Origin of the sequence: Methyloceanibacter sp. (genome assembly GCF_050999895.1) — a bacterium.
Lineage (GTDB): Bacteria > Pseudomonadota > Alphaproteobacteria > Rhizobiales > Methyloligellaceae > Methyloceanibacter.
Genome location: NZ_JBPCOU010000083.1, coordinates 1 through 22852, shown reverse-complemented (window position 1 = coordinate 22852; position 22852 = coordinate 1). Strand labels below are relative to the sequence as shown.

20 protein-coding genes and 1 pseudogene are annotated in these 22852 nt (G+C 62.5%); 6 read left to right on the top strand and 15 right to left on the bottom strand.

Features of this window, described 5'->3' with window-relative positions; all coding sequences use genetic code 11:
- Positions 1-149: 149 nt before the first annotated feature.
- The 3 genes from ACR2J1_RS09505 to ACR2J1_RS09495 all read right to left on the bottom strand — a co-directional run bounded on the left by ACR2J1_RS09505 (position 150) and on the right by ACR2J1_RS09495 (position 2080).
- On the bottom strand, positions 150-962 hold the full coding sequence (locus ACR2J1_RS09505) for a lytic murein transglycosylase (RefSeq protein ID WP_434019083.1): 813 nt from the start codon (positions 960-962) through the stop codon (positions 150-152).
- A 327-nt stretch (positions 963-1289) separates the two neighbouring features.
- The gene (locus ACR2J1_RS09500; RefSeq protein WP_434019082.1) at positions 1290-1877 is read right to left on the bottom strand and encodes a BPSL1445 family SYLF domain-containing lipoprotein; all 588 of its coding nucleotides are present in this window, start codon (positions 1875-1877) and stop codon (positions 1290-1292) included.
- 59 nt (positions 1878-1936) lie between these two features.
- The gene (locus ACR2J1_RS09495) at positions 1937-2080 is read right to left on the bottom strand and encodes a hypothetical protein (protein WP_434019081.1); all 144 of its coding nucleotides are present in this window, start codon (positions 2078-2080) and stop codon (positions 1937-1939) included.
- 703 nt (positions 2081-2783) lie between these two features.
- Here ACR2J1_RS09495 and ACR2J1_RS09490 point away from each other — a divergent pair.
- Positions 2784-3308 (top strand): annotated as a pseudogene (locus ACR2J1_RS09490) (CreA family protein).
- A 27-nt stretch (positions 3309-3335) separates the two neighbouring features.
- Here ACR2J1_RS09490 and trxB read toward each other — a convergent pair.
- Together trxB and ACR2J1_RS09480 are read right to left on the bottom strand one after the other, a co-directional pair.
- Positions 3336-4298: a thioredoxin-disulfide reductase gene (trxB, locus tag ACR2J1_RS09485; RefSeq protein ID WP_434019106.1), complete on the bottom strand. Its 963-nt coding sequence runs from the start codon at positions 4296-4298 to the stop codon at positions 3336-3338.
- An 84-nt stretch (positions 4299-4382) separates the two neighbouring features.
- The gene (locus tag ACR2J1_RS09480) at positions 4383-5429 is read right to left on the bottom strand and encodes a mitochondrial fission ELM1 family protein (RefSeq protein WP_434019080.1); all 1047 of its coding nucleotides are present in this window, start codon (positions 5427-5429) and stop codon (positions 4383-4385) included.
- Between the two features lie 109 nt (positions 5430-5538).
- On the opposite strand from ACR2J1_RS09480, the gene ACR2J1_RS09475 reads away from it, so the two are divergent.
- Both ACR2J1_RS09475 and ACR2J1_RS09470 read left to right on the top strand, forming a co-directional pair.
- Positions 5539-6072, top strand: a complete 534-nt coding sequence (locus tag ACR2J1_RS09475) for an Lrp/AsnC family transcriptional regulator (protein WP_434019079.1) — start codon at positions 5539-5541, stop codon at positions 6070-6072.
- Between the two features lie 63 nt (positions 6073-6135).
- Positions 6136-7176 carry an asparaginase gene (locus ACR2J1_RS09470; RefSeq protein WP_434019078.1) on the top strand — a complete coding sequence of 347 codons (1041 nt, stop codon included), beginning with the start codon at positions 6136-6138 and terminating at the stop codon, positions 7174-7176.
- Positions 7177-7251: 75 nt separating this feature from the next.
- Here ACR2J1_RS09470 and ACR2J1_RS09465 read toward each other — a convergent pair whose 3' ends face one another.
- The 5 genes from ACR2J1_RS09465 to ACR2J1_RS09445 all read right to left on the bottom strand — a co-directional run bounded on the left by ACR2J1_RS09465 (position 7252) and on the right by ACR2J1_RS09445 (position 14409).
- On the bottom strand, positions 7252-8598 hold the full coding sequence (locus tag ACR2J1_RS09465) for a TIGR03808 family TAT-translocated repetitive protein (protein WP_434019077.1): 1347 nt from the start codon (positions 8596-8598) through the stop codon (positions 7252-7254).
- A 2-nt stretch (positions 8599-8600) separates the two neighbouring features.
- Complete coding sequence (locus ACR2J1_RS09460) at positions 8601-9287, bottom strand: pyroglutamyl-peptidase I (RefSeq protein WP_434019076.1); 687 nt, start codon at positions 9285-9287, stop codon at positions 8601-8603.
- Positions 9288-9322: 35 nt separating this feature from the next.
- On the bottom strand, positions 9323-10330 hold the full coding sequence (gene meaB / locus ACR2J1_RS09455; protein ID WP_434019105.1) for a methylmalonyl Co-A mutase-associated GTPase MeaB: 1008 nt from the start codon (positions 10328-10330) through the stop codon (positions 9323-9325).
- A gap of 66 nt (positions 10331-10396) precedes the next feature.
- Complete coding sequence (gene scpA, locus ACR2J1_RS09450) at positions 10397-12556, bottom strand: methylmalonyl-CoA mutase (protein WP_434019075.1); 2160 nt, start codon at positions 12554-12556, stop codon at positions 10397-10399.
- On the bottom strand, positions 12553-14409 hold the full coding sequence (locus ACR2J1_RS09445; protein WP_434019074.1) for a methylmalonyl-CoA mutase family protein: 1857 nt from the start codon (positions 14407-14409) through the stop codon (positions 12553-12555). Before ACR2J1_RS09445 ends, scpA begins: the two co-directional genes overlap by 4 nt.
- A gap of 154 nt (positions 14410-14563) precedes the next feature.
- Between ACR2J1_RS09445 and ACR2J1_RS09440 the strand changes: the two genes are divergently transcribed.
- On the top strand, positions 14564-16147 hold the full coding sequence (locus tag ACR2J1_RS09440; RefSeq protein WP_434019073.1) for a helicase HerA-like domain-containing protein: 1584 nt from the start codon (positions 14564-14566) through the stop codon (positions 16145-16147).
- A 97-nt stretch (positions 16148-16244) separates the two neighbouring features.
- Here ACR2J1_RS09440 and ACR2J1_RS09435 read toward each other — a convergent pair whose 3' ends face one another.
- The 3 genes from ACR2J1_RS09435 to ACR2J1_RS09425 form a co-directional block, all read right to left on the bottom strand.
- The gene (locus ACR2J1_RS09435) at positions 16245-16847 is read right to left on the bottom strand and encodes a superoxide dismutase (RefSeq protein ID WP_434019072.1); all 603 of its coding nucleotides are present in this window, start codon (positions 16845-16847) and stop codon (positions 16245-16247) included.
- A 291-nt stretch (positions 16848-17138) separates the two neighbouring features.
- Positions 17139-17693 carry a hydrolase gene (locus ACR2J1_RS09430; protein WP_434019071.1) on the bottom strand — a complete coding sequence of 185 codons (555 nt, stop codon included), beginning with the start codon at positions 17691-17693 and terminating at the stop codon, positions 17139-17141.
- Between the two features lie 108 nt (positions 17694-17801).
- Positions 17802-19904: a S9 family peptidase gene (locus tag ACR2J1_RS09425; protein WP_434019104.1), complete on the bottom strand. Its 2103-nt coding sequence runs from the start codon at positions 19902-19904 to the stop codon at positions 17802-17804.
- Between the two features lie 517 nt (positions 19905-20421).
- On the opposite strand from ACR2J1_RS09425, the gene ACR2J1_RS09420 reads away from it, so the two are divergent.
- A complete protein-coding gene (locus ACR2J1_RS09420) occupies positions 20422-20829 on the top strand; it encodes a MucR family transcriptional regulator (RefSeq protein WP_434019070.1) in 408 nt (135 codons plus the stop codon).
- Between the two features lie 205 nt (positions 20830-21034).
- Positions 21035-21583 (top strand): PAS domain-containing protein, encoded by a 549-nt coding sequence (locus ACR2J1_RS09415; RefSeq protein WP_434019069.1) that lies wholly within the window; start codon positions 21035-21037, stop codon positions 21581-21583.
- A gap of 200 nt (positions 21584-21783) precedes the next feature.
- Here the strand turns inward: ACR2J1_RS09415 and ACR2J1_RS09410 are convergent, their stop codons facing one another.
- Together ACR2J1_RS09410 and ACR2J1_RS09405 are read right to left on the bottom strand one after the other, a co-directional pair.
- Positions 21784-22239, bottom strand: coding sequence for a SufE family protein (locus tag ACR2J1_RS09410; RefSeq protein ID WP_434019068.1), 456 nt, complete (start codon positions 22237-22239; stop codon positions 21784-21786).
- Between the two features lie 191 nt (positions 22240-22430).
- A partial coding sequence (locus ACR2J1_RS09405) for a DUF5330 domain-containing protein (RefSeq protein ID WP_434019067.1) occupies positions 22431-22852 on the bottom strand: 422 nt, incomplete at its 5' end.

The following is a 22852-nucleotide window of genomic DNA, read 5'->3' as shown; positions in this document are numbered from 1 at the left end:
CTGCCGGGGACATCGCCGGTTTCGGCATGCGCGCCCGCGATCCCGCACCCCAGTACTGCAAGCAGAAAGAGACCAGCCGTCAATTTCCCCATGATGGGCCTCACGATTCTGCGAACGACGGATCGGGGCGACGCTGGGCATGTCGCTTGTTACCCGCCGTCGATCTGCCGCGCGATGAGCGCGATCGCCTGCTGGTAGACGCCGGCGGCGTTCCAGCCCTGGATGGCGGCGAAGTTGGGCTGCCCCGGCTGATAGCCCGCGCCCGCGGTCCAGCCATGCCCTTTGAGGAAATTCGCGGTGGAGGCGAGCGCGTCGGCTTTGGTGTTCAGGTTCACGACGCCGTCGCCGTTTCCGTCCACGCCGTAGAGCAGGATCGATTTCGGCAGGAATTGCGTCATGCCCACTTCGCCATGCATCGCGCCGCGGGTCTGTGGCGTCAGCACGCCGCGATCGGCGAGCTGCAGCGCGGCCATCAGCTGGTCGGTGAAATATTCCGGGCGGCGGCAGTCGTAAGCGAGCGTTGCGGTCGCGGAGATGGTGGGCTGGTTGCCCATGAAGGAGCCGAAGCCGGTCTCCATGCCCCAGATCGCGACCAGCGGCCCGGCCGGCACGCCGTATTTCCGCTCGATCGCGTTGAACAGCGCGGCATTCGCTGACTTCATGCGCTTGCCCTTGGACGCGATCGCCGGCCCGCCTCGCTTCGCCATGAACTGATCGAGGCTGAGTTTGAAGCTGTGCTGGCCGCGGTCGGCGCGGATGGTGCCGACGGAATAGCTCGTGGCCTGGAGCGCGGAGATGCCGCGCTGGCCGATGCCTTGCGCCTGCGCTTCCTGCGCGAAGGCCCGCTTCCAGTTCTCGAAGCCTGCTGCGGTCTTGCCGCATGGGGCGGCCTCGGCCGCGCCCGCCATGATCCCGAGCGCTGCGGCGCACAGCGCGATCCTGCCCAAACCCATTTGCACCATCGAAGCCTTTCGCTAGGAGCGCCCGGGCTTGAGCAGCGCCGAACCGGCATCCCTGTTCCTGGCCGGTCGGTCGGCCCACGCAGTTCTAACCTGTCCGCTTCGGAATGGGCAATCGCCGTCAGGCAGGGCCGGGCGCGGCCTTTGCGACCGGGGTTAATGTCCCGGGGCGTTTTTCTCCTCTCCCCAGCGGGGAGAGGTCGACACGCTTTTAGCGTGGCGGGTGAGGGGGTCATCCTAGGCGTCTTTCCGGCGCAAGACGGAATCCAGAGGAAACGTGAGGGCCTGGACCCCGGCTTTCGCCGGGGGACGAGATTGGGCCAGCTTCACTCACCCCAGCGGGGAGAGGGAGATCTCAAGGATTGATGCGCTGATCTTGGACCCTTCCAAGGTCAGATTATACATCAGGCCCTTTGGATCGAGCACGAAGCCAATCACCGGGCTCGTGATGGAGTTGGTGTCGATGGCGCCGCCGGCGCCGACCGTGATGAGCGCGACCGAGCCGTCGACGCCAACCTTCCAGCCTGCCTTGTTCTGGAAGCCGTCGAGCGCGCGCGGCGTCATGAACATGATTATGATGGTACGCGCCTGCGCGCCGAGCTGGAAGCCGAACGAGGCGGAGACGAGATTGTAGTAGCCTGCGGTCCTGCCGCCCGAGAGCATGACGCCTTCGCCATATTCGCCGCCGAAGCCGATTCCCGCCTTGATGACGGTGGGAAAGACGAGAACGCCGGCGGCGCGGCTCGCAAGCTCGCGCGAGCCCGGCACGCTCGCATAGAAATTATTCAGCGTTGCGCGCACATCGGCGTTGATCTGCGCTGCCGATGCGTGGGCTGGCGACGCGAACGATACGGACATGGAGACGGCGAGAACGGCGCCGACCAAAGCGGCGAAGATGGCGCGGCGCAAGACCCTCATAGCGTAACCCCCTGATTCGAAATTGATGTTTGGGTGAGGGTAGCATGGAGGGGTAGAGCTTAACGCCCCTTCTTGCCGCCACCGCTTTGCGCCGGCTTGCCGCCCTGACCGATTGAGGTCGCCGGTGTTGCGGCGGCGATCTTCTTCTTGTCCTGTTTCGGCTTCTTCTTCTCTCGATTGCTCTTCTGCTGGCCCTTCGCCATGGCGTGCTCCTGTCGCTCTTTAGGTGGTGTAACGCGTCACTTTATCTGCGCCTTCCGCGCAAGAAAAGCGAGCGCGGTCCTCGGGCCGCGCCTAAATCTATCCCCGCCCGCCGAAGCTCCGTTACACTCCCCGTCACCTCGTCCTTCTAAGGGGACGTTTCATGAGGCGTCGTGAAGCGGGACGGGGTGCGGCGCCTGAGGTGTGCCGGCGGACATACAGTCGGTAAGTTCTGGCCCGACCCGCCGGCGGGTAAACAGCGACCAGCCTCAGGGGTCCTAACTCGCGGCTGCCTGGTCATGGAAAACCCAGGTCAATCTGCCAAGAGGCGGAACAGAGGTAAGGCGTCGCGACATGGGCTCTAATATCGCCGCTATGCGTTCGTGTTGCGCTTTCCTGTGCTGCATGAGCGCGAATGGCGCGCCGCGAGGCGCCCGCCGTGGTCCTTTCAAGGATCGCGGACACCAAAGGTTTGCGTCTTTCGGCGCGCCATCCCCCTTGAGCCTTGCGGGCGCCGCCCGGCGGGAAATTTTCTGCTGCGCCCCTTGCGGGTCACCCCGGCGAAAGCCGGGGTAGAGCGAAGCATTCTGGATCCGGCTTGCGCCGGAATGACGAGGAACGCCAGGCGCAGTCCCCATGAAGTTGCAAAACACCCGATGATGACTAGGTGAGACGCAGGCGGTGTCGAACGAGATCACCGGCCAAATGGATGGAGCGAAGCATGCGGCGATTCAACTCGTTGCCGTTCTGCGGAAGGCAGCCGTGACGGCGCTGCTATCCTGCGCGGTGGTCGTCCTGGCGCCGTCGGCTTCCGTACGCGCCGACGATCTCGATTGCCTCTCGACCACATTCAATCTGCTGTCGCCGAACGACAAGGTCTGCATCAGTCAATTCGACGATCCCAAGGTGGCGGGCGTCACCTGCTACATCTCGCAGGCGAGGAAGGGCGGCTGGGGCCAGCCGTTCGGGCTCAACGAAGACCCGTCCAATTTCTCGGTGTCGTGCCGGCAAATGGGGCCGATCACGATCGACATCGCGACGCTGCCGGATCGGGAGGCCGCGTTCAGCGAGAAGACCTCCATCTTCTTCAAGAAAACGGGCATCTAAAGCATCGTCGACCGGAAACGGAGGACGCTCGTCTATCTCGCCATCAGCACCAAGATCATCGATGGGCCGCCGGCGAATGCGATCAGCGCCGTGCCGATCATGCCTTGGCCGGCGGCGAAGTGATGGCGTCGAAATGAGGGACGCGCGAGGCTATTCGGCGGCGTGTGCCACGAGATCGATACCGGCGAGATGGCGCTCGATGTCTAGCGCGGCCATGCAGCCCATGCCTGCGGCGGTGACGGCCTGGCGGTAAATCTCGTCGGTGACGTCGCCGGCGGCATAGACGCCGGGCACGCTGGTCTGGGTCGTGCCGGGTGCGGTGACGATATAGCCGGACGGCGTCATGTCGAGCTGCCCCTTGAACAAATCCGTCTGCGGCGTGTGGCCGATGGCGATAAAGACGCCGTCTGCGGCTATCGGAACGATTTCGCCGGTCAGCGTGCTTTTCAGTCTCACGCCGGTGACGTTGTGGGGATCATGTGTGCCGAGCACCTCGTCGAGCTCGTAGTTCCACATCACGTCGATCTTCGTGTTGGCGAAGAGCCGCTCCTGCAAGATCTTCTCGGCGCGGAGCACGCCGCGGCGATGCACGAGGATGACTTGGCTCGCAAGATTGGCGAGATAGAGCGACTCCTCGACCGCCGTATTGCCGCCGCCGATGACCACGACGGTCTTGTCGCGGAAGAAAAAGCCGTCGCAGGTAGCGCACGCCGACACGCCGAAGCCCTTGAAATGGTTCTCCGACGGCAGCCCCAGCCAGCGCGCCTGCGCGCCCGTGGCGATGATGACGCTGTCCGCGCTGTAGTCGGTGCCGCTGTCGCCCCTAAGCAGGAAGGGGGTGCGCTTCAGATCCACCTGCTCGATATGGTCGGCGATGATCTCGGTGCCGACATGCTCGGCCTGGCGGCGCATCTGCTCCATGAGCCAGGGGCCCTGGATCACGTCGGCGAAGCCCGGATAGTTCTCGACGTCGGTGGTGATGGTCATCTGGCCGCCGGGCTGGATGCCCCCAATCAGGAGCGGCTTCAGCATAGCGCGCGCGGCATAGATCGCGGCCGTGTAGCCTGCGGGGCCCGACCCGATAATGATCAGCTTGGCGCGGCGGGAAGCCATGAAACCTGCCTCGGAGATGCGGAAGGACTGCAAGAGGTAAGCATACATGGCGTGAAGCGCAACCCGGCGCGGCCGGCGAGCGATTTACGTTGTGGTTTCAAGCTTCAGCGCGCGGCGGATGGCGCCAGCGACCAGTTCGGTATCGTTGATAGGGGGATAGCTCCAGGTCTCGATTCTGCCCTCGAACGAGCGGGTGGCGCCGCGTTCGCGCATCGCTGCGTGGAAGCGCCCGAGCCGCCGCGATTTGCCGGGAAGGGACAGCACATAGACCGGCTTGCCGGTGCCTGTGGCCTCCGTGACCATGTTGACGGAGTCTTCCGTCACGACGATCGCATCGGCGCTGCCGAGCATCGCGAGATAGGGGTTCTCGCCGCCGCCGTCCCAGAGGAAGTGCGGCACGCCTTGTATCGCTTCAGAGAATGCCGCGATTTCGTCCCTGTCCGTCCGCCGCGAGGGCGTGACAAGCAGGCTGCCTCCGGTCTCCTTGACGAGGCTCGCGAGTGTCGCGCCCAACGCTTCCGCCTCGCTTGCGCCGAATGTAAAAGCCCCGCTCGTGCCGCCGAGCAGCACGGCGATGCGGGGGTGGGGCAGGATAGCGAAGCTTGGTTCGAAGCGCGCGGCTTCTTCCGCAACACGCTGTGGCGAGACACGGTGCACGGAGCCCATGGTGGCGATGACATTGGGCCCGTTGAGATCGTCATGGAGCGGGGCAGCGACCAAGTCGAACAGACGCGCCGGGACTTTCGGATCCTGGATGTGCACGGCAAGCGCGCCGGAGAGGCGCTTCACCGCAAGAGCGGTGGGCACGCCGCGCCGGCCGCTGGAGAGGATCAGGCGCGGCCAGGGCGGGGTCAGCGGCTGGCTCGCGTCCGTGAAACGAAGGCGGATATGAGGGGGCACGGCAAGCTGAAGGCGCACCGGGAGAAGCCGCAAGGCGCCGCGCGGGTGCACGCGTCGCGCGCTGTAGGGGAGCCCAACCCCCTCGGCCACCGCGATGCATTGCGCCTCCGTCCCCGCCGTCCCGTCGGTCAGAATCCAGGTCTCGTCTGCGAAAGTCTTTGCGTGGGGCCAGCCACCCTTTTCTGCGGAAAATTGCGCGTCGTCAAAACTTTTGGAACGGACCGTGGTCATTTTCTTTTCGATTCTTGCGTCCGTTGAACTAAAGTGACGCGAATGGCCGCGTGGATGAGGCGATCGCCGCTTCTAACGCGGGGTCTCAATTGCGTCCAGGAGCATGCCTATGCGCTCGGCCCGCCTCGATACGACAGACTGGCATATCCTGCGGGAGCTGCAGGCCGACGGCCGCCTCACCAATATAGAACTCTCCCGCCGGGTCGGCATCTCCGCCCCGCCCTGCCTCCGCCGCGTCCGCGCTCTCGAGGAGGCGGGAATCATCAAAGGCTTCATGGCGCTCCTCGACGAGAAGGTGCTCGGCTTCGAGGTGACTGCTTTCGCCATGGTGGGGTTGCACAGCCAGGCGGAGGCCGACTTGATCGCCTTCGAGGAGCGCGCGCGCAAATGGGCAATCGCGCGGGACTGCTACATGCTGTCGGGGGAGATCGACTTCATTCTGCGCTGCGTGGCGCCGGACCTGAATGCGTTTCAGGACTTTATTATCCATGACCTCACGGCAGCGCCTAACGTCGCGAGCGTCAAGACCTCGCTCGTGATCCGCACCTCCAAGCATGCCACGGGCGCGCCAATGGAGTTTGCGCCTGCGAGTCACGCCGTGCCCAGACAGGTGCATCGCGCCGGCAGCCCAACGGCCGAGTGATCGGCATCGGCGAAAAGTTGATTCCGGTAAGCACGTTAGCGGTGCCGGCGCAGGATTGGATTCATGCCTGAAGGCGCATCCGACAATCCCGTCCTCGTCGAGGTTACGAGGGGCGGCATCGTCGAAAGCCGCCATCGCGGCGCGTTCGCAGTTACTCATGCGAGCGGGCGGTTGCTTCTCGCTATGGGAGACGTCGAGACGCCGATCTTTCCGCGTTCTGCGGTCAAAGCCATGCAAGCTCTACCGCTCGTAGAGAGCGGCGCGGCAGACGCGTTCGGTCTCGGCAACGATGAACTTGCGGTGGCGTGCGCCTCGCATAGTGGAGAGGCTATTCATGTGGCCGCCGTGCGCAGCTTGCTCGCCAAGGCCGGTCTCGACGAGAGCCTGCTTGCCTGCGGCGCACATTGGCCTCTCAGCGAAGAGGCCGCGCGGGAGCTATTCCGTGGCGGCTCAAGTCCGCTTCCAGTCCACAATAACTGTTCGGGAAAGCACGCCGGGATTCTGGCGACGTCGGTGCATCTCGGTTTCGAGGTTCGCGGCTATGAACAGCCCGAGCATGCGCTTCAAATCATGATCGAACGAGTCATTTCAGAGATTTGCGGCGTCGCGCTCGCGCAGAGTCCGATGGGAGTCGATGGCTGTTCAATTCCGACATGGGCGGTCCCGCTCAGGGCGCTGGCGCAAGGCTTTGCACGGTTCGGAGCGGGGAAGGGGTTCACAACAGAGCGCAAGGTAGCGGCGGAACGGCTTCGCCGCGCTTGCCATGAAGCGCCTGCGCTCGTTGCCGGTGCGGGGAGACTCGATACCATAATCTTACGCGGCGTCGGTCCGCCCGTCTTCGTCAAGGGTGGCGCGGAGGGTGTGCATTGCGCGGCCTTCCCGGAACTTGGTCTCGGCCTTGCCCTCAAGGTCGACGACGGTACTAAGCGGGGCGCCGAGCATGTCCTTTGCGCGTTGATCGGCGCGATCATTCCCGCGGCGTCTTCCCCTCTCGCCGAGCGGCTTTCCGGAAGGATCCGAAACTGGAAAGGCCTTCAGGTGGGAGAGATCCGCGCCAGCGCTAAACTCATAGCGGCCGCTGCCGAAACCCTGCATCCGTCCTGATGCTTCCGTCAGGTGCAAAGTACCGATCAGCGGCAATGAGCGCGCCAGTCCAAAAGCGCAGCAACCGCGCCGTGCTCAGCCGGTAACGTTGGAAAATGCAGCGATGTTGCGATAGGCCTCCGCGTTTGCACGAGCGAGGTCGAGACCGATGGGCGTTGCGCCGTTCATGGCGCGGATCGCCCCTTCTTTCGACCCGGTGATCAAGTTGTCCGTGATCAGGGTGGGGCCGGTCGTGGAATCCGCCGATACGCCGATACCGATGTGAGCATTTCGGATTAGATTGTCTGTGACGGTCACGTCGCGGAGATAGCTGCCCCAACCGATGCGAATGCCGTAGGCAGGGGCGCCCTCGATGACGTTGTTACGGACGACGCTGTCGGCTTCGACCGCGATCCCAACGCCGCGTGAGTCGACGTCCTTGCGCAGAAAGAGATTGCGGATGAGGTTTCCCTGCACCACCGCGAGCCTGCCGCCCTGCTTGAAGTTGGTGACCGAGACTCCCATTGCCGCCTTGTCAACCACGTTGTTGGCGATGATGACGCCTTCGAAGGTGAACTCGGCATAAAGCGCGACCTCGCCGAACCGGGCACAGGAATTGCCGATCATCTGACAATTGGCGCTGGAATTGGCGCGAATGGCGGTGAACGCGCAATCGGTGATGCGGTTCGCGCTGACGAGAACCGAGCCGGCGCGAAAGACGTTCACGCCATTGCCGTTCTGGCCCCTGCCGCCGCTCTCGGCGCCGATGCGTTCGATACGGTTGGCGGTGACGATCGTGCCATCTTCGCCCGGCTTGGACCGCCAAATCTGTATGCCGTTGTTGCCGCAGTCACGAACGTGGTTGTCCGTGATCTCCAGGCCGGCAGCGTCCTCGCTGAAAATGCCGCCGTTGCGGCTGCCGCCGATCTCGCACTCGCAGATCCGGCCGGCGACACGGCGCAGCACCACGCCGTCGCCGGTGCTCCCAAGGAAGCGGCAATCCGCCACGCTGAGATGTTTCGCGTCGACAGCGACGAGGAGCGCGCCACCCTCGCCAAGCGGCTGATCGGCGCCATCGAGAACAAGGTCCTTCAGCCCGACATCATCCGCTTGGTTGATGCTTAGGACCGCGCCGCCCGAGCGATACCGTAGAATCGTGCGTCCGGGCACGCCGTGGACCTGAGTGCCCGACTTAAGCTCGATGCGGCCGACGGAGTAGATGCCGGCAGGAAGGAAAAGGGGCGTGCCTGACTGTGCGGCCATGTCCGCTGCACTTTGAAGCGTAGCCGTTTGGTCGATCTCACCGCCCGCCGGCACGACACCATAGGTGCTGAAGGCACCGCCCGTTTGCTCCTCGCGCGCGACCACAACGCGCAAACCTGCAACAGCGGCGAGACCCACACCCAAACCCGCGAGCATCCATTGTCGGCGGCCAATCGTCATCTTCAAAAACCTTTCGCTGCGGAAGCATTCCAAGCGGCAAGCTCGGGACCACTTCGAGCTTGTAGCATTATTGTGCGGTCCCGCTCGCTCGCGAAGGCGACCAAAAAACCCAAAATCTGCTCGGCCGCGCGCAAAAGCTCCACTTCGCTGAAAGGCCCGCCATCCGCCGGGAGCGGCGGCATGTGGACGAAAGCCGCAAGACAAGGACTTTCCTGCCGTGCGGCCCAATCCAGCGAAAGATAGTAAAGAAAGTTACAGAGATAACGGCCGGCGCACCCAGATGGCGAGGCGCGCATGCCGCAGCCGCAGAGGTGGCCGGCAAGGTCGCTCGCAGGGAGCCGCGTTGCGAGACGGATCGCGCCGCCAGCGACAATCGTGCTTCGATCAGGAACCATGCCCGCGGCGTCTGCTCGAGCCCTCATTTCGTTATGCGCGAAGCGCTCGATGCGAAAACTGGAGGTGCGCGGACTGACGCCAAAATGCAGGGCAATGTCCGACTTCAAAGTATCGAGAAGGCTGGGAAGTATGCGGGCAACGGCATCCCATTCGGTGGGCAAGACCTCGGCATGCAGTTGGTATGAACGTTCGCCTGTCCTTGTCGCGAAAGAGTCAGCAAGCCAAGCGGACGAATTGTCAGGCGTGCCGGGGAAGGGGCCGAATCCTGTGAGGAGTACGCGAAGCTCGGTCATGCCGTGAACGGTCGCCCGCCTCCTTCACACTTAGTCTATTCGGAGTCCTTGACGCCTACGAGTCGGCTGAGTTCAAGGGCGGCAGCGGCCGGAGTCATATCGCCGGCGCGAACGTTGTCCTCAAGCTGCGTCCATTGTTTCGCGGCTTGGCGGCTGCCCTTAAAGGACGCTAGAAGGCGCTGCTCGAAGATCTCGCGCATCCAGGCAACGGCCTGTGCACTGCGGCGCTTCAGCAATGCACCGGACTCCCGCAACGATTCATGCCGTTCCAGAACCTTCGTCCATAGTTCATCGAGACCGAGATTGTCGCGCGCCGACACCGTAAGTACGACCGGCGACCAGTTTTGTTGACCCGCGGCGAGAATGTGCAGCGCGGTGCGATACTCCATGGCGGCGCGGTTGGCGCGATCGACATTGTCGCCTTCGGCTTTGTTGACGGCAATGACGTCGGCGAGCTCCAGGAGACCGCGCTTGATGCCTTGCAACTCATCGCCTGCGCCGGGCAGGCCGACGACAACAAAGACGTCGACCATGTTCGACACGGCCGTCTCGGATTGCCCGACGCCCACCGTCTCGACCAGCACCACGTCATAACCTGCAGCTTCGACGAGCGCGATCGTCTCGCGCGTCGTCTTGGTCACGCCGCCGAGGCTGTCGCCGGCCGGGGAGGGGCGGATGAAGGCATTGGCCTCCATCGCGAGGCGGCCCATGCGGGTCTTGTCGCCGAGAATGGAGCCGCCGCTGCGGCTGGACGTTGGATCGACGGCGAGCACGGCGACCTTGTGGCCTTGTGCGACGAGGTTGAGACCGAGCTGATCGATCAACGTGGATTTGCCGGCACCGGGGACGCCGCTGATGCCAACCCGGATCGCTTTGCCGGTGTCGGGAAGGAGACGGTCGAGCAATCCCTGCGCGCGATGATGATCGTCGGGCCTTTGGCTCTCGACCAGGGTGATGGCGCGGGCGAGCGCGACACGGTCACCGCTGCGGACGCTCTTGACCGTGGCATCGATGTCGATCTGGGATTTCGCGTTGCCGCCCATGGCGAGCGGGGTAGGGGCAAACGCGGCACAGCGCAAGGCGTAAGTCTTGCAGTTACGCAGACCAACCTATTCCGCGGCTTGCTTGGCGCCGGCGCCGGTGAGCAGCTTCTGCAAGATGTCCATCCCCGCATCTGCAATTGGCGTGCCCGGGCCGAAGATTGCCTTGGCGCCGCCTTCGTAGAGGGCGGGGTAATCCTGGGGCGGAATGACGCCGCCGACTACGACCATGATGTCGCCGCGACCCTCGGCTTCGAGTGCCTCGCGCAAGGCTGGCACGAGCGTCAGATGGCCGGCGGCGAGCGACGACACGCCGACAATATGCACGTCGTTTTCGACGGCTTGGCGCGCGGCTTCCTCTGGTGTCTGGAACAGGGGCCCGATATCGACATCGAAGCCAAGATCGGCAAAGGCCGAGGCGATAACCTTCTGCCCGCGGTCGTGGCCATCCTGACCCATCTTCGCCACCAAAATGCGCGGGCGGCGGCCCTGATCCTCTTCGAAACGCTCGATCAGATCGTTGAGCCGGCTCATGCTTCCGTCCATAAGCCCCATCTCCGCTTTATAGACGCCCGTCACCGCCGAAACGTCGGCCCGGTGGCGGCCATACACCTTCTCCAGTGCATAGGATATCTCGCCTACCGTCGCCTTAACACGGGCGGCTGCGACAGCGGCCTCCAAAAGGTTTTCCGTGCCGGTTTCAGCAAACTGGGTCAAGGCGTCGAGGGCGCATTGCACCTCGGCTTCGTCGCGCTCGGCCCTAAGGCGCGCGAGTTTTTCCAACTGCTGACGGCGCACATCGCGATTGTCGACCTTCAGAATGTCGATCTCCGCGTCGCTGCCCGGCCGGTATTTATTGACGCCGACGATCGTCTGGCGGCCGGAGTCGATGCGGCCTTGGGTGGCGGTTGCCGCCTGTTCGATATTGCGCTTCGGGATACCGGCCTCGATGGCCCGCGCCATGCCCCCGATCTTCTCGACTTCCTCGATGTGCTGCATCGCGCGCTTGGCGAGATCGGCCGTGAGGCGCTCGACAAAGAAGCAACCGCCCCAGGGATCGATGGTGCGAGTCGTCCCGGACTCCTGCTGTAGAATGAGCTGGGTGTTGCGGGCAATTCGCGCCGAAAAATCCGTCGGCAGCGCCAGCGCTTCGTCCAGCGCGTTCGTATGCAGCGACTGCGTATGGCCTTGCGTTGCCGCCATCGCTTCGACGCAGGTGCGCACGACATTGTTGAAGACATCTTGTGCGGCGAGACTCCAGCCGCTCGTCTGGCAATGCGTGCGCAGCGTGTAAGAGCGCGGATCCTGCGGCTTAAACTCTTGCATGAGCTGCGCCCAGAGCAGCCGCGCGGCGCGCATCTTGGCGATCTCCATGAAGAAGTTCATGCCGATGGCCCAAAAAAAGGAAAGTCGCGGCGCGAAAGCATCGACATCGAGTCCGGCCTTCACACCGGCGCGCACATATTCGATGCCGTCGGCGAGCGTATAGGCGAGCTCGAGGTCCGCGGTCGCTCCGGCTTCCTGCATGTGATAGCCGGAAATGGAAATGGAATTGAACTTGGGCATGTTCTTGCTAGCGTAGGCGAAAATGTCGGACACGATCCGCATCGAGGGCGCGGGCGGGTAGATATAGGTGTTGCGCACCATGAACTCTTTCAGGATGTCGTTCTGGATCGTTCCTGAAAGCTGTTCCGGCGGTACGCCCTGCTCTTCGCCGGCGACAATGAAGAGCGCGAGCACTGGCAGCACCGCGCCGTTCATGGTCATGGATACCGACACGCTGTCGAGCGGGATGCCGTTGAACAGCGTGCGCATGTCGTAGATGGAGTCGATCGCGACACCTGCCATGCCGACATCGCCGGTGACGCGGGGGTGGTCGGAATCATAACCGCGATGCGTAGCGAGATCGAAGGCGACGGAGACGCCTTGCTGGCCGGCAGCGAGGTTGCGGCGGTAGAAAGCGTTGGAGTCTTCAGCGGTGGAGAAGCCGGCATATTGGCGGATGGTCCAGGGCCGCTGCACATACATCGTAGGATAAGGGCCGCGCACGAAAGGCGGCAGGCCTGGGACGCCGTCGAGAAATTCCAGTTGGCTGAGATCGCTGGAATCGTAGGCAGGCTTCACCGCGATGCCTTCCGGCGTTGCCCATGCCGGGGCATCCGCCGAAGTTGAAACTTCGCATGTGGCGTCCTGGAAGGCGACGGTGCTGAAGGCCGGTATGCGGGTCATGGCCGCTCTACCTTAATGTTCATGGCTGCTCGCAACACGGCAAGCGTATCACAGCCTTGAGACAGGAATGTCTCTATGCCGGCAGCCTTCAAGTCTGCCTCGTTGCCGCGCGGCTTGCCAGCGAGATAGAGGCGCGTCGCGCCCGCCGCCTTCAGGGCCTTCGCTGTGGGCTCTGCTTCGGCGGCATAAACTTTGTCAGACGAGCAGAGGCAGGCGAGGCCGGCGCCGGACGCCCTGAATGAGGTTACGATGTCATCGATGGTCTGAGCACCTTGCGGCACAAGAGCCTCGATGCCGCCAGATTCGAACAGGTTCTTGGCGAAACCTGCGCGGGCACTGAAGTCCGCCGGCCTGCCGAGGCAGGCGAGAAAGACTTTGGGACGTTGGCCACTGCCTACAAGTTTCGCATTGCTCGCATCTCGCAAGGCCTCGAAGGCCTCGGCGAGACGCATTCGATTGAGAGGCTCGACCATCTCCGGTGGAGTTGCCGGTTGCTGCCGCGGCGAGCTTTCAAGAATGCTGGCGGGCCGTTCGGCGAGGTCGGGAAAGTCGCTGGTGCCGATCAGAACGTCCTCGCGCCGCGCCACCCTGGCTTCGCGCTCGCCGCGGACCTTCGCCACCTGGCGCTGAATGAGACCCGTGTTCAACGCTTCGGCTGCACCGCCGGCCTGCTCGATCTCCTGGAAGAGGCTCCAAGCTGCAAGGCAAAGCGCATCGGTCAGCGCTTCGATGGCGCCGGCGCCAGCGGCAGGGTCCACGACGCGATGCAGGTTCGACTCTTCGATGAGGATGGTCTGGGTATTGCGCGCGATGCGCCTGGCGAAGCCGTCAGGTAATCCGATGGCGGCGGTGAACGGCAGCACCGTGATGGCGTCCGCACCGCCGACCGCTGCGGCAAGGCTCGCGATCGTGCTGCGCACAATGTTGCTGTGGGGATCGCGCTTCGTCATCATGCGCCAGGCGGTTTCCGCCGCGATGAACTTGGGGCGCGGCTGAAGACCGCAAGCAGCCTCGATCCGAGCCCAGAGTTTGCGCAGGGCGCGGAACTTGGCGACCGTGAAGAATTGATCCTGATCTGCGGCGAGACGGAAGTAGATCGCCTCCCGTGCCGCATCGAGATCCATGCCACCGGCTTCCAAAGCACGCAGATACGAAACAGCGGTCGCAAGCGCGAAAGCGAGCTCCTGCGCCTCGGAGCCCCCCGCGGCGTGGACAGGCCGGCCGTCGCCGGCGGCGAAGGGCCCCGCGAAGCCCTGGTCCTTCAACTCGGTGACGAGCGCGGCGAAGAGCGGGCCCATGGCGTCCCACGCGGCCGAGTTCCGGCCATTCGCGGCGAGGACGCTCAAGGGTGCGAGCCCGAATCGGATATTGGCGCTGCCGGGCGACGTTCCTCGCGCTTTCACCAGATTGGCGAGCATGAAGGTTGTGTCTTTGCAGGCGGGTCCGAGGTCGAGCTCGATCGCAACGCCTGCATCGAGATAGACCCCTTCCAGCGACTGCGCGATCGTGTCGGGTGTCGGCTGCAAGGCATTGCCGTAGTCGCCGATCGCGCCGTCAAACACGAGTACGAGCCCGGTGGCGGCGTTGTTCAAGTCCTCAAGGATTTGCTTATTCGCGGCAAGGGAATCGGGAAGCTCGACCCGCTGCATGACCCCCCATGGCCCCGCCGCCATGCGGCGCGGTAGTGGGTGCGCGTCCGAGGCACGCGCGTAAAGTGGCTCGATAACGATGCCATCAAGACTGTACGATTTCAGCGAGCTAAACGGGGCGCCCTTGAGCGCCTGTTCGACAAGCGCCTGCCATTCGGCCTCGCCGGAAGGAGGAAAGTCGTGCCCAAAAGAGAGTTCCGCCATTGCTATCAAGACCTAAGCTCCATCTCGTCCTAGCACGAGGGGAAGCGCCATACCAAGCGATGGAGACGTCCTCATGGAGCGACGTGTCGAGGCGCCTTTGCCGATACCGCGCCAGCCACTAGAGTAAGCGGAACCGGGAGTAGAGGGAGGCACCATGGCGAAGCGCAAAGCCGCACCGGCGAAAGGGACCAAAGGAGATGGCGAGACAGCGGCGCTAGCCCCGGCAGAGTCGATCTATATCGGCCAAAGCGTCAAACCCGAATTCATCCTTCTGCGGCTCGCCAATCGTCATGGCCTGATCACGGGGGCGACGGGGACCGGCAAGACCGTCACGCTCCAGGGTTTGGCGGAAGCCTTTTCCGATCAGGGCGTTCCGGTCTTCTGCGCCGACGTGAAGGGCGACCTCTCAGGGATAGCAGAGACCGGGGAGTCGAAACCCTGGATTGAGGCGCGCGCCAAAGAGATCGACTATACAGTCCACTATCAGGCCTATCCCGTGATCTTCTGGGATCTCTTTGGCGAAAGCGGTCATCCGATCCGGGCAACGGTCTCGGAGCTGGGGCCGCTGCTGATCTCCCGCCTCATGAACCTGAACGATACGCAAGAGGGCGTACTCAACGTCGCGTTCAGGATCGCCGACGAGGAGAAGCTGCCGCTGATCGATCTCAAGGATCTCCAAGCCCTTCTGGAGGACCTCGCCGCGCGCGCAGACACGCTCACCACGAAATACGGAAACATCGCCAAGGCCTCTGTCGGCTCAATTCAGCGCTCCTTGCTGGTGCTGGAGCAGCAGGGCGCCAATCATTTCTTCGGCGAGCCGGCGCTGAAGATCACCGACCTGATGCGGACCGCGCGGGACGGCCGTGGCTATATCAGCATCCTCGCCGCCGACAGATTGATGGACTCGCCCAGGCTCTACGCGACCTTTCTGCTGTTTCTGCTCTCTGAGCTTTTCGAGGAAATGCCCGAGGTCGGCGATCCGGACAAACCGAACTTGGTTTTCTTCTTCGACGAGGCGCATCTCCTGTTCAAGGATGCACCCAAGGCGCTGCTGGAGAAGGTCGAGCAGGTCGTCCGGCTGATCCGGTCAAAGGGGGTCGGGGTTTATTTCGTGACGCAAAATCCGCTCGACATTCCCGACACGGTGTCGCGTCAGCTTGGCAACCGCATCCAGCACGCCTTGCGCGCCTTCACGCCCGCGGAGCAGAAGGCGGTGAGGGCAGCGGCGCAGACCTTCCGCAAGAATCCGGAGATCGACACCGAACAGGCGATTATGCAGCTCGGCATCGGCGAGGCGCTGGTCTCGACTCTCGATCCCAAGGGGCAGCCGACCATGGTCGAGCACACTCTCATCAAACCGCCGAATGCACGCGTCGGTCCAATCACCGAGGGCGAGCGCAAGGCGGTGATCAAGGCAAGCCCAGTGCGCGGGGAGTACGATGAGGCCATGGACCGCGAGTCTGCCTATGAGATTCTAGCGAACAGGACGGCCGAACGTGCAGAGGCCCAAGCAGGGCAGGCTGAAGAGAAAGTTGCACAGAAGAAGACCGGCGGTGCATCGCGCAGCGATGGGTTTTGGACGACGCTTGGCAAGCAGCTCGTCAAGTCTGTCGTGCCTGCGGCAACCCGAATGGCGGAAAAAGCAATAAAGGACGGCGTGGCCGATGCCATCAAGCGCGGCCCATTCGGCGGGATAAAGCGCGGAAGCAGCGGTGGGGGATTCACGGGAATCCGCTGAGACCTGAATCGGTTGGGGAGATCGGCTCAATCAGCCTGCGAATCAAAATGGCCGGGTGCAACCCGGCCATTTCTTGTTTTAGCCGTGTGGTGCGCCGCTAACTCGACGCCTTCTCTAGCATCTCTTCGACATGGTCCCAGTTGATGAGATTGTCTACGAAGGCCTCGAGATATTTTGGCCGGGCGTTGCGGTAGTCGATGTAATAAGAGTGTTCCCAAACGTCGACGCCGAGCAGCGGCCAACCGCCGTGAACGAGCGGGTTCTCTCCGTTCGGCGTCTTCGTCACTTCGAGCTTGCCGTCCTTCAGCGTTAGCCAAGCCCAACCTGAGCCGAACTGGCCCTTGCCGGCTTCGATGAAGTCGTTGCGGAATTTGTCATAGCCGCCGAGATCTTTGTCGATCATCGTCTGCAGCTTCGCGGGAAGTTTCTTGCCGCCGCCGCCTTTCTTCATCCACCGCCAGAAATGGGTGTGATTGAAGTGCTGACCGGCGTTGTTGAAGATCGGTTGGTTCTTGCCGTAGCTCTCTTTCACGATGTCCTCGAGGCTTTTGCCCTCGAAACCCGATCCCGGCAGCAGCTTGTTCAGCGTGTCGACATAGGCCTGGTGGTGCTTGTCGTGGTGATACTGGAGCGTCTCAGCCGACATGTGGGGCTGAAGCGCATCATAATCGTAAGGCAATGGGGGGAGTTCGAATGCCAAGGCAGCCTCCACTTGTATTGGGAATGTAAGAAAAGCCAGCGGGAAGCTAATAGTTCCCACCGCGTGAGGCAAGGCAGGCTCGGCGGGGCCGGACCCGCCGCGCGCCGCTCCGAACGAGCGATGATTTGGTGAAGGGGTGGACGCGGGACCCCTGAATCCCGCGCCCGGTGCCGAGGAAGGTTTGCTACATCAGTACAGGGATCTGACGCTTTAGAATTTGCCTGCGCTCGGCTGAACGCCGGCTGAACCGGTTTTGCAGCTTCCGTTCAGCTTCGCAAACGATCGGCCAAGCTATTTCACCAGAGGGTGAAGTTCCTTGAACTCCGGCGTTCCGGCCCGCTCTAGCCACTCGAAGATCACCATATCGCTGTTGACAACATCGGCGCCGGATCTGCCCAGCCTGGCGATGGCAAGCTTGCGACTCTCTTTGGCGCGTGAGCCGACGGCGTCGGCGACGACGAAGGCCTCGAAGCCCTGCGCCTCGAGATCGATGGCGGTTTGTGTCACGCAGACATGGGCCTCTATGCCGGCGATGACGACTTGCGAGCGTCCCTGCCGCCGCAATTCGTGGAGCCGCTCTCGCAGCGCTTCATTCTTGACGCAAGAAAACTCGATCTTTTCGAGGACGACATCCGCGTTGCCGAGAAGATCGCGAAGCGGATCGACGGTGGGACCGAGCCCTTTGGGATATTGCTCGGACACCGTGACGGGAATGTTGAGCGCGCGTGCGGCGCGGAGAAGGCGCTGGCAGCGCTCCAAAACCCAGTCCTTGCCGTCGATGGCTGCGAGCAGATTGCCCTGGACATCGACAATGAGGAGTTGGGACTTTTCGCGGGAAAGCAACATGGGTTGGCTCAACGGTTTTGAAACTGCGAACGCCACTGTCGCATAGGTGGCGTCGCACCGACTAGAGGTGGAAAGGCTAAGCCGCGAATGCGAGCTCGGCCAGTTCCATTAAACGCAAGCCTTGTTGGTGATCTTCAGCGCGAAGGCATAGGCAAGGGCCACCTCTTTCAGCCGATCGAAGCGACCGGAGGCGCCGGCGTGTCCGGCTTCCATGTTTGTGCGCAGCAGCAGCAGCGCATCGCCTGCCGCGAGGTCGCGCAGCTTCGCGATCCATTTCGCCGGCTCCCAATAGGTGACGCGGGGGTCGGTCAAACCCGCCAGCGCAAGAATGTGCGGGTAGGGGTGAGCAGCAACATTGTCGTAAGGCGAGTAGGCGGCGATGGTCCGATAGGCTTCGGCACTTTCGATGGGGTTGCCCCACTCGGGCCACTCCGGCGGTGTCAGCGGAAGCGTGGTGTCGAGCATGGTGGTCAGCACATCGACAAAGGGCACCTCGGCGATGACACCGAGAAAAAGCTCCGGCGCCAGGTTTGCCACCGCGCCCATGAGCATGCCGCCAGCGCTGCCACCTTGGGCGACAATGTGGCCTTTGCTGGTGAAGCCTTCGCGCGCGAGAAAGTCGCCCGCGGCGATGAAGTCGGTAAATGTGTTCGGCTTCTTCTCGCGCTTCCCGTCCGTGTACCAGTGATAGCCCTTATCCTTTCCGCCGCGGACATGGGCGATGGCATAGACGAAGCCTCGGTCGACCAGGCTAAGCGCATTAGTGGAAAATCCAGCCGGAATGCTGATGCCGTAGGCGCCATACCCGTACAGCAGAAGAGGCGCGGTGCGGTCGAGGGCCGTGTCCTTGCGGTAAAGGAGGGATACGGGAACCGTCTCGCCATCCTGGGCGGGTGCCATCACCCGTCTCGTCACATAAGACGATGGATCGTGGCCGCTCGGAATTTCCTGAGTCTTACGAAGGACCCGCGTGCGCGTGCTCATATCGTAGTCGAAGACTTGCGCCGGCGTGGTCATCGAGGAATAGTTGAAGCGCAGCGTCGTAGTGTCGTATTCGTAGCCGGGCGAGATGCCGAGCGAATAGGCTTCTTCGGCGAACGCAATCTCATGCTCTTCGCCGTCGGAGAAGCGGCGGATCACGATGCGCGGCAGGCCGTCTTCGCGCTCGAGCCGCACCAGATAATCGCGGTAAGAGACCACATCCAGAATGAGACGTCCCTCACGGTGCGGTTCGATCTCCGCCCAGTGCTCGCGCCCTGGCGTGTCGATGGGTGCTTCCACGATGCGGTAGTCTTCTGCGCCGCCGGAATTGGTGCGGATGATGAGGCGGCGGCCGTGGTGATCAACGGAATAATCGTGTTCGGCTTCGCGCGGGGCGACGAGGCGGGGTGGTGCAAAGGGCGCCGCGGCATCGATGAGGCTGATTTCCGCAGTCTCATGATCGTGCACGCTCAGGAGCAGGAAGCGGTGGCTTTGAGTCGCGTCGATGCCCAAGAAGTAGCCGGGATCAGGCTGCTCATGAATCACGGTGTCGGTGGCGTCGGTCCCGAGCGTTCGGCCCACGACACGCCTTGGGCGATGCTCTTCGTCGAGCCAAACATAGAGCAAGGTCTTGCTGTCCGCCGCCCACTGCAGATTGCCGTTGGAGTTCGTGATCCGCTGATCGACGAGCGCGCCGCTCTCGGCGTCAATGACCCGGACGCCATAGAATTCGGAACCTTTGGTATCAACGGCATAGGCTATCAGTCTGTGGTCGGGGCTGTGCGCCACGCCGGCGATACGGAAGTAGGCGTGGTCCGCGGCAAGGGCATTACCGTCGAGGAGGATCCGTTCCTCGCCACCGTCGCGGGGCCTACGACAAAATAGGGGGTGCTGCCCGCCGGTAACGAAGCGCGCGTAATAGGAATAGCCACCGTCGGGAGCCGGGACGCTCGAGTCGTCTTCCTTGATGCGTCCCTTCATCTCCTGAAAAAGCGCCTCCTGGAGTTGCTCCGTGTCGGCCACGATGGCGGCCGTATAAGCGTTCTCCGCTTCGAGATGGCTTTTGATGTTCCGATCGAGCAGGGTTGGATCGCGCATGACATCTTGCCAGTTCGAGGCGCGAAGCCAGGCATAGTCGTCGGTGCGCGCAATCCCGTGATGTGTCGAGATGAGCGGTTGGCGTTGGGCGCGCGGAGCCTGAATGCCCGCGTTAGATTGGTTTCCATGCATGTCGGGATCATTAGCCCTGTCGTTGCCGGACCGAACACCGGTCGCCAGCGGCAACGCTATCCTATTGATGCGCTCGAGATCCGCTCCAGTGATCTCGGGCATGGCCTGCTTTGCGTTGTCGCTCGTTTTGGTCATGGCTTGAACTTTCGTGGAGGGGTTATTCCCTCTCATATAATGGTCCCCAGATTTCATCAGTTGCTGAGCATTAGCCAACGACGGTCTTGGCACCGTATGCTGAGTATATGAGACTGCGGAACGCAATCGGTGTGCAAAATCCGTAGTCTTCCTTAGAAGAGGCGTGTTGCAGTTCGCTCCCAAAGTGCTAAAGAAGGTAATTGAATCGAGCTTAGCTTCGGGGTGCACATTTTCTAGTTGATAAATCACTGTAACTCACGTCACAAAAACGGCGTAATCAGGCGACTCAACAGTCTCGTGGGACTCGGAGACGCTTCAGCGCCTACGAATAAGCACGGCGGTTGGTGATCTCGAGGACTAGGCAGGAATCAAGGAGGCACTCATGGAAGCGAACCTCGAAAAAAACGAGCTGGTAGAGCTCACCGCTGAAATCGTCTCGGCCTATGTCAGCAACAACACAGTGGTGGCAACAGACCTTCCCGCCGTGATTCACAACGTCTTCGACGCGTTGAGCAAGGCATCGTCAGCCTCGGGCGTTCCGACCAGGGAAGAGCTCAAGCCTGCTATCCCCGTGAAGAAATCGATTACTCCGGAATATATTATCTGCCTCGAAGACGGGAAGAAGTTCAAATCTCTGAAGCGCCATCTTCGCACGCATTACGATCTATCGCCGGAAGAATACCGCGAGAAGTGGGGCCTGCCGCACGATTACCCGATGGTTGCACCGAATTACGCCGCGGCACGTTCCGATCTCGCCAAGCGCATGGGGCTCGGCCAGCGCCGCAAGTAGGCCCTCCGTCGTGTGTGCGGCCGGGCCGCGTCTAGCGGGGTAGAAGACTCCCAGATCGAGTAGATCGCCGGAAGCTCCGGCACAAGCCATTGTGATTCTTAGCGAATCCGGCTTTCCAGCTTGCAAGTGCTGAATCCAGGACTCATAGTCGGAGGCATGGAGGCGATTCGCGAGCCATATAGACTCGCGGCGGGGGAGCCCAACGATGTCCGGCCGAGCTTTTCGAGCCCAATTGGTGACGCACGGCCAGCGCGAACTTTTCGACTATTGGTGTTTGTCCGCTGGCCCTCGGTCGATGCCGGCACGCACCGATTTTGACCCGCTAAGCGTCCCGAGATTGCTGCCCCATATTGGTCTCATCGATGTGCGCGAGGGCATCGACCAAGCCTCGTTCAGGCTTGCGGGCACCCAGCTCTACAGCGTCTATGGCTGCGAGATCACCGGTAAGCGGGTCGCTGATGTTTTCTCAGGCACCCAGGGCGAATATTGGGGTCGCATCCACAGTCGTGTCGTAGAGCAAGGGCTCCCCGCCCACGGTGTCGTGCAGGGGCCAGTCAGTGAGCGGGACCATGTCATTTTGTTTTGGCTGAGGTTGCCCTTTTCCAGCGACGGGGCCCTCGTGGATACGATTTTGTGCCTCGACGTCGCAGGGCCCAGCGGCAGTGTTCAATTGCGCAAGGGAACTCCGGTGATGCACTATGCTGCTCTCCGATCTAATCTGCGCGCTCAGGCGCAACGCGCGCATTGCTGCTGAGTCTCTCCCCTTCAACGCAAGGCAGAGACGCAAGCTCCGCCCTGTAAGCACTCCACAGGCCCAAGTGCCGGTTGAGATCATAGCTCCAATGGCCGCGAGCCCGCGGCGCCGTTCAGCCCTCAGCGCACGACACAGCTTCCTCAAAATGACGAGCGACCCTTGCGGCGTCGGGGCTGCGAGCTGTGGCGTGGCAAGGGCAATCAGTGAAGCGAAGCGCTGCTCCTGAGCGCCTTGGCGGCCTCCGCGCGAATGCGCTCCACCATCGCAATTAAGCCGTTCGATCGTTGCGGGGTCAGGTGCTCCTTCAGATGCAGGCGCTCGAGGACGCGAAGTGCGTCGATCTCAACGATCTCGTCCGCCGCTTTGCCCGAGTAGATCGTGAAAAGGATGGCGATGAGGCCGCGCACGATATGGGCGTCGCTGTCGCCAAGAAAAGTCAGCCGCGGCTTTCCGCCGTCGGATTCCAAATGAGTGGAGAGCCAGACCTGGCTCGCGCAACCTTGCACCTTGTTGGCGGCCGTGCGCTCGGCATCCGGCAGTGGCTGCAGCTTGCGCCCGAGCTCGATCACGTAACGGTACCGATCCTCCCAATCTTCGAGGAGCTCGAAATCGGCCAGGATCTCCTCGAAGCTGGGCGAGGGGCAAAAGTGGCTCACGTCGGGTGCTCGCTGGTCCATTGACTGAATATAGGCCGTAATGGCCAGGGCCGCGAGCCGGCTTGGGAGAATGATAGGCGCAGCTGAGAAGGAAAGGGGGCAACCTTCCCAGCTGCGCGTTGCAGGCAGCGTACACTGCTCTACACGTTCGATACGGCCGGCGAAGCTTGGCGCTGGACCTATTTGAATGACTAGGCGCCGGCCTCAGCCGTTCCGCCCCAATCGACTTCAAGATCGTCAGGATTGAGTGTGTCCTGCGTCCGAGATTCCGGCCCAACAAAAGGATCCCAGCTGATGGGATCGGCTGCAGGCGCGCGGCCTTCGCTTGCAGGATCGAGCGCAGGAGCGAAGGCTTCGGTCTGGTCGCTGGTACCCGCCGACTGCTCCTGGAAGAAACCGACGAGCATATGGGCGCCGAACTGCGCCTTTTGCACGAGCATGCTGAAGATGTTCATGCCCTTTGCGCAAGCGTCTGGGTTGCGCTCACAGAATCCCGTGACATCCTTCACGGCGGCTTGCGCGGTACCATAGACATCGCTTTGCTGCCGAGAATCGGTCGGCAACAGCAGGATAATGATCATGAGCCAAAAAGCTGTTCGGATGAGAAACATGG

Bases quoted from the DNA above. Each gene is read 5' to 3' on its own strand.
- ACR2J1_RS09505 (WP_434019083.1), bottom strand. From the start codon at position 962: ATGGTGCAAATGGGTTTGGGCAGGATCGCGCTGTGCGCCGCAGCGCTC.
- ACR2J1_RS09500 (WP_434019082.1), bottom strand. From the start codon at position 1,877: ATGAGGGTCTTGCGCCGCGCCATCTTCGCCGCTTTGGTCGGCGCCGTT.
- ACR2J1_RS09495 (WP_434019081.1), bottom strand. From the start codon at position 2,080: ATGGCGAAGGGCCAGCAGAAGAGCAATCGAGAGAAGAAGAAGCCGAAA.
- trxB (WP_434019106.1), bottom strand. From the start codon at position 4,298: ATGGCTTCCCGCCGCGCCAAGCTGATCATTATCGGGTCGGGCCCCGCA.
- ACR2J1_RS09480 (WP_434019080.1), bottom strand. From the start codon at position 5,429: ATGACCACGGTCCGTTCCAAAAGTTTTGACGACGCGCAATTTTCCGCA.
- ACR2J1_RS09475 (WP_434019079.1), top strand. From the start codon at position 5,539: ATGCGCTCGGCCCGCCTCGATACGACAGACTGGCATATCCTGCGGGAG.
- ACR2J1_RS09470 (WP_434019078.1), top strand. From the start codon at position 6,136: ATGCCTGAAGGCGCATCCGACAATCCCGTCCTCGTCGAGGTTACGAGG.
- ACR2J1_RS09465 (WP_434019077.1), bottom strand. From the start codon at position 8,598: ATGACGATTGGCCGCCGACAATGGATGCTCGCGGGTTTGGGTGTGGGT.
- ACR2J1_RS09460 (WP_434019076.1), bottom strand. From the start codon at position 9,287: ATGACCGAGCTTCGCGTACTCCTCACAGGATTCGGCCCCTTCCCCGGC.
- meaB (WP_434019105.1), bottom strand. From the start codon at position 10,330: ATGGGCGGCAACGCGAAATCCCAGATCGACATCGATGCCACGGTCAAG.
- scpA (WP_434019075.1), bottom strand. From the start codon at position 12,556: ATGACCCGCATACCGGCCTTCAGCACCGTCGCCTTCCAGGACGCCACA.
- ACR2J1_RS09445 (WP_434019074.1), bottom strand. From the start codon at position 14,409: ATGGCGGAACTCTCTTTTGGGCACGACTTTCCTCCTTCCGGCGAGGCC.
- ACR2J1_RS09440 (WP_434019073.1), top strand. From the start codon at position 14,564: ATGGCGAAGCGCAAAGCCGCACCGGCGAAAGGGACCAAAGGAGATGGC.
- ACR2J1_RS09430 (WP_434019071.1), bottom strand. From the start codon at position 17,693: ATGTTGCTTTCCCGCGAAAAGTCCCAACTCCTCATTGTCGATGTCCAG.
- ACR2J1_RS09425 (WP_434019104.1), bottom strand. From the start codon at position 19,904: ATGCATGGAAACCAATCTAACGCGGGCATTCAGGCTCCGCGCGCCCAA.
- ACR2J1_RS09420 (WP_434019070.1), top strand. From the start codon at position 20,422: ATGGAAGCGAACCTCGAAAAAAACGAGCTGGTAGAGCTCACCGCTGAA.
- ACR2J1_RS09415 (WP_434019069.1), top strand. From the start codon at position 21,035: ATGTCCGGCCGAGCTTTTCGAGCCCAATTGGTGACGCACGGCCAGCGC.